This window comes from Rhodopirellula sp. JB055 (assembly GCF_043100905.1).
GTDB lineage: Bacteria > Planctomycetota > Planctomycetia > Pirellulales > Pirellulaceae > Rhodopirellula.
The window spans coordinates 1-5,409 of the sequence record NZ_JBICHO010000631.1 but is presented as its reverse complement, the minus strand read 5'-3'; the positions used below and the strand labels follow the sequence as shown (position 1 = coordinate 5,409).

At 55.1% G+C, this 5,409-nt stretch carries 4 protein-coding genes; 3 read left to right on the top strand and 1 reads right to left on the bottom strand.

Annotation, left to right across the window (positions count from 1 at the left end; translation table 11 throughout):
• The 3 genes from ACF8AM_RS24420 to ACF8AM_RS24410 form a co-directional block, all read left to right on the top strand.
• Positions 1 to 841 (top strand): ATP-dependent helicase C-terminal domain-containing protein (locus tag ACF8AM_RS24420; RefSeq protein WP_392558158.1); only part of this gene is annotated, 841 nt, incomplete at its 5' end.
• A gap of 70 nt (positions 842 to 911) precedes the next feature.
• Entirely contained in the window at positions 912 to 1,733 is an 822-nt protein-coding gene (locus tag ACF8AM_RS24415) for a TlpA family protein disulfide reductase (RefSeq protein WP_392558157.1), read from the top strand.
• A gap of 94 nt (positions 1,734 to 1,827) precedes the next feature.
• Positions 1,828 to 5,151 (top strand): DUF6797 domain-containing protein, encoded by a 3,324-nt coding sequence (locus ACF8AM_RS24410; protein ID WP_392558156.1) that lies wholly within the window; start codon positions 1,828 to 1,830, stop codon positions 5,149 to 5,151.
• Between the two features lie 44 nt (positions 5,152 to 5,195).
• On the opposite strand, the gene ACF8AM_RS24405 is transcribed toward ACF8AM_RS24410, so the two are convergent.
• The coding region (locus tag ACF8AM_RS24405) for a hypothetical protein (protein ID WP_392558155.1) at positions 5,196 to 5,409 on the bottom strand (214 nt) is incomplete at its 5' end.

Here is a 5,409-nt window from a genome sequence, read left to right as displayed (position 1 = left end):
CGTTGGATTGAATCGAATCGTCGGGGAAACTTCGACGCAGGAATTGATGCTTTGTTACGACGTCGACGGCGGCGGAGCGGAATCACGAGTTCGCGCCGCGGTTCCCATTCAAGAAGATTGGTTGGATGCCGAGCAAGTCGAAACCGTTGAGGTGCAGTCCTGGGACGAAGGCCGCTCTGCCGTTCAGTGTCGTCGGCAGGTTCGGTATGGCGATTTGGTTCTTCGCGAGACACCCGCCAAGGTGCCTTGTGATGAACAGACCGAGGCGATTTTGTTTGAAAACGCGAAGGCTCGGCTGCCCATCGCGGGTGAGAAGTTCCAAAAACTGCTGCACCGGATTGGAATGGTGGCAGAAATTGACGAGCAGGTGCCGGAGATCGGACAAGATCTTCAGTTGGAGTTGCTTGCCGACCTGTGTGCTGGTCGATCGAGTTTGAAGGAACTGAAATCGGCTCCTTGGGCAGATCATGTGCTCGGGAAGATCGGCTATTCGGCTTGGCAGACCGTGCAAGCCGAGGCTCCTGAGGAGATCGCATTGCCTGGTGGGCGGAAGGTGCCGGTTCATTATGTCGAAGGCAAGCCACCAAGGATCGAGGTCAAAATTCAATTGTGCTTTGGGTGGCCAGAGACACCTCGGATTTTGCGAGGACGTGTGCCGTTGCAACTGCATTTGCTGGGACCCAATGGGCGTCCGCAACAGATTACCAATGACCTAGCTAGCTTTTGGGCCACGACTTATGGTGAAATTCGCAAAGAACTTCGGCGTCGTTACCCCAAACACGATTGGCCAGAGGACCCCTTGTCGGCGACCGCCAGTTTCAACGGGTTGAAGCGTCGCTGAGTGTCAACGGTTCGACAATTTGGTAACGTAGTGTTTGGTGTTTGTTCGTTTCCCCTTGCCGAGTTCAACGATGGATCGATTCTCGTTTTCGCGTTCTATCCGCTATGCCTTGTTGCCTGCCGCGATGATGGTGAGCGGCTGTGGTTCCTCTTCCGCACCGACGGCCGAAACGCCTGAGGTTTCCACTGATGCCGCGGACGAAGTGGAAACAACTCCGTTGGACGTGATGGAGGAAACCTCCGCAGGAGAATCGTCTGGTCCCAATCTTGAGACGCCATCAGGTTTCAAATTGCCTGAAGGTGATTTGCCGGAAGCCCCTGCAACGAAAAGTGGTCCGAGTAAAGGCGAATTCAATTTGCCAGATGATTTGGATGTTGGAACTTCCTCCAAACCTCCTGAAGTCTCAGGCGACATGTCAATCGATCTGGTGGCTTCGAGCAAGGATGTTTCCGTTGATTACGCAGCCTGGGAAAAGGTTCGACAAACGGCAGCCCAAAGCGGCAAGGTGACCGTGTTGGATGTGTGGTCGCTGGCATGCGGGCCATGCCTGAAGGAGTTCCCGAATTTGGTCGCGATGCAGAAACGGTTTGGCGACAAAGTGGTCGCCATTGGTGCCAATGTGGACTTTGATGGACGCAAAAGTCGCCCGCCGGAATCTTATGAGCCGAAGGTCACTGAGTTTCTTTCCAGTGTCGAAGCGGAGTTCGACAACTTCATTGTGCAAACGCCGAGTGACGAGGTGTTCGAGGCCATCGGCATTGGATCGATTCCTGCCGTGTTGGTGTTTGGCGCGGACGGTCAGTTGGCCAAGCAGTTCTCCGATGTTGGCGAAACTGCCGGTTTCACCTATGAAGCCGACATTGTTCCGTTGGTTGAAAAACTGCTGAACTGATATCATCTCCGACTATCCTTCGGTGCAATTGTTCTCGTTCCAGTTGACTTGCAATCACTCTTGTTGAAACGGTGAATCATCGTTGGGTAACCTCATGGATCTGTCTGTCGTCGTCGCTTGCCAACGTTTCCGGTTTCGCGGTTGCGTTGGCATCCTTTATGTCTTGTTGAGCGTTTCGACTGGGCTCTCTGCACCACCGACAACGACATTGCGTCAAGCGGTTCCACTGGAAACGCAGCTCCAGGAGGCCGATCCGCTTGAGTTGGCGCTGCAAGCCCGCCGTCGTGGCGACGCCAAGCGGGGTGCATTGGTGTATTTCAAGTCCGCCGCCAATTGTGTGAGCTGTCACGGCGACGGAACCAGCGATTCGCTTCTCGGTCCGCCTCTGTCGAGCATTGGAATCGATCTCACCAACATCGATCTGGTGGATGCGTTGCTGCGGCCTTCCAAACGCATTCGAAAAGGGTACGAGACCTACACGGTTCTGACCGTGGACGGGGAAGTGTTCAAAGGAATGTTGGTGGGCCAGGATGACGATTCGATCACGATGCGGTTGGGGCAAACACCGGAGAAGGAGTTCACTTTCGCTCGCGACGAAATTGAATTGATGAAGAAGGACGAGCAGTCCATGATGCCGGCTGGGTTGATGAAGTCGATCAAATCACAGCGTGATTTCTTGGACCTGCTTCAGTACGTGATGACCGTCGCGAGGGGAGGCCGCGTGGCGGAGAAGATGTTGCGGCCATCGCCGGAACAGTTGGCTGTCAAAGATGATTCGAAGAACCTGGATCATGCTGGTATTCTTCGTTCCCTGCGGTCCCGAGACATCGACGAAGGGAGTCAGTTGTTTGAAGGCGATTGTGCGAATTGCCATGGAACCGATGGCCAGCAACCCGCGTTGCCGACGGCGCGAGCTTTCAGCTCGCAGGAGCTGAAGTTCGGAGCCGACCCCTACAAAATGTTCATGACGTTGACCAAGGGAAATGGGTTGATGGGCCCGATGACTTACCTGACCCCGCACCAACGTTATCAGGTCGTTCACTACATCCGCGAAACGCTGATGAAGGATCAGAACCCGAGCTATGAATCGATCGACGATGCTTACTTGGAATCGCTCCCCAAAGGCACGGAGGATGGCAAGCGTTTTGAGATCCAACCGCGAGATTTTGGATTGGCTCTCGGCTCACAATTGCGACGTGATTTTCCCAGCGTGCTGACTTTGCCGCTCGGCGACCTCACGGTTTCTTACAATCTCCACGCGATGGACTTGGCCGATGTGTGGACCGGCGGATTCCTGGACCTCAGTGAAACGCAACACCAGCGTCCTCGCGGGGAAGGCACTGCGAATCCGGATGGAAAGCCGGTTTCCGGATTGGCGGGATGGCAGTGGGGACACGATGGCGATCTGGACTACTCTCGCGATGGATGCTTGCCGCGCGGGCCGTTGCCACCGAAGTGGATGGACTACCATGGCTACTACACGCTCGATGATGAGGTCGTGTTGAGCTACGAGATCGACGGCCGGGATGTCTTGGAACGTGCGGTGGCGATTGATTCGCGAACACTCTCGCATGAGCTTTGGATCGGCCCGGGGGATTCACTTGTGCTGTCGGTCGGAAAGGGACCTTCCGAGGCAAATGTTTGGGGCGTGGACCAAGCAACTGAGTTGGCTTCGCTTCAGAGTTCTGACACACAGAACGAAACGTTCACGGCGGCAAGTGTTTCTGGCCAGAGTCAAAATGTGACTTGGGAACTCGCTTCCAAAAATCGTCTGAAATTGACCATTCCATCGGATCAATTGGCTCGTCGGTTGAGAATCACGGTGGGCGTCGGTGACACGGATCAAGAACTCACCGCATTCAAGGAGTTGGCCAGAAAAGCCGTGGCAGAACCTGTCGGTGATCTGTCATCGCTGATTCAGCGTTCCTCCTCGGGACCTTCGGAGCAACGTTGGCCTGGGGAAATCACCACCGTTGGGACTTTGGGATTGGAGCAAGACGGTTACGCTCTCGACACGTTGACACGGCCCGATTCGACGCCTTGGAACACTTGGTTTCGTACAACGGCACTGGACTTCTTTGACGATGGGCGGATGGCCATCGCGACTCACGGTGGCGACATTTGGATTGTTTCGGGCATTGATGAAACCCTCGACAAACTTCGATGGAAACGCTACGCGGCCGGGCTCTACGAACCCTTTGGGGTGAAGGTTGTCGATGGTGACGTGTTCGTGACTTGTAAAGATCGTCTGGTGCGGTTGCACGATCGCGACGGGAATGGCGAAGCGGAGTTTTACGAGAGCTTCAATGCCGACACGGATGTTTCGACCAACTTCCATGCCTTCAACTTTGATTTGCAAACGGACTCGGAAGGGAACTTCTACTACGCCAAGAGTGGGCATGGCGCCGACTTTGCGCTGCCCGGTGCGGTGTGGCGAATTTCGAAAGATGGCACACAACGCGAGGTGGTTTGCACTGGATTCCGCACGCCAAACGGGCTGGGAACGTTACCGGGAGACCGCATCACGGTCAGTGACAACCAAGGCCAATGGACTCCCGCATCGAAGGTTTCTATCGCCAAACCGGGCACCTTTCATGGTTGGGTTCCGACCTATTCGATTCCTAACAAATGGGAACCGGATGGAGGCAAGATTGACATCAAAGCGGTGGTCGCTCCGGAGACGTTTGAACAGCCTTTGGTGTGGATGCCGCAAGCGTTTGACAACTCATCCGGTGGCCAGATTTGGGTCGAGGATGATCGGTTTGGTCCAATCTCGAATCACCTGTTGCACACCAGTTTCGGCAAAGGTTGGATGTCGATGATGATGATTCAGGAAGTGGGGGAAATCTCACAAGCCGCCATCGTGAAGCTGCCGTTTGATTTCTCGACCGGAATCATGCGTGGTCGCGTCAATTCGCACGACGGCCAGGTCTACGCCACCGGTTTGCAAGGCTGGAACGGTGGTGGTCGGTTTGGGTTGGAAGATGGTGGGGTTCAGCGACTTCGCTACACCGGCACGCCTCCCAAGATGATCACCGACGCTCGTGTGGTGGCAGGCGGGTTGGAGCTTGATTTGAACTTCCTCGTGGACGCGGAATCGGTTTCCGAAGATGACAGCGTTTCAATCGTCCAGTGGGACTATCTGTGGAGCAAGGCTTACGGATCGGATCAATACATCCCCGGCACAGCGGAATCGGACGCCCCGCAGGTTGGCACGCAAACGTTGACGCCCGAATCAGTGCAGGTGAACGGCGTTCCTGGAGAACCAGGCTCTTCACGCGTGCGTTTGAATCTGCCAATGCTGTCGCCGGTCGATCAATTGCAACTGCAATTGCGGGTCCAGGCCGAAGATGGTGAGACGTTTGAAGAAGAGGTGTATTGGACCATCCACGTCGTGCCGACAGGTGATTCGCAATGACCCCATTGTTCTCGATGGGATAGGCTTCCAACCTGTCATTGCACTCACGAAAAGCTATTCTTCACACCCCGATGCGTGAGTTTTGAAGTTGCGCTTTTTGCGTGAGCTTCGCCAGAGTGGTATTGCAATGAAAGGCGGGGCCAACCCATGACGAGTTGCTTGTGTTTACACCCTTCACGTTGAAGGCCCCACCAATGATCATCGTCCCCGAAGTCGCTCCCAAGCTCAAGGCCTTCCTCTGCCAAACTGGGCTCAAGC

Coding starts and splice junctions, on each gene's coding strand:
- ACF8AM_RS24410 (WP_392558156.1), top strand. CDS start 1,828: ATGGATCTGTCTGTCGTCGTCGCTTGCCAACGTTTCCGGTTTCGCGGT.
- ACF8AM_RS24415 (WP_392558157.1), top strand. CDS start 912: ATGGATCGATTCTCGTTTTCGCGTTCTATCCGCTATGCCTTGTTGCCT.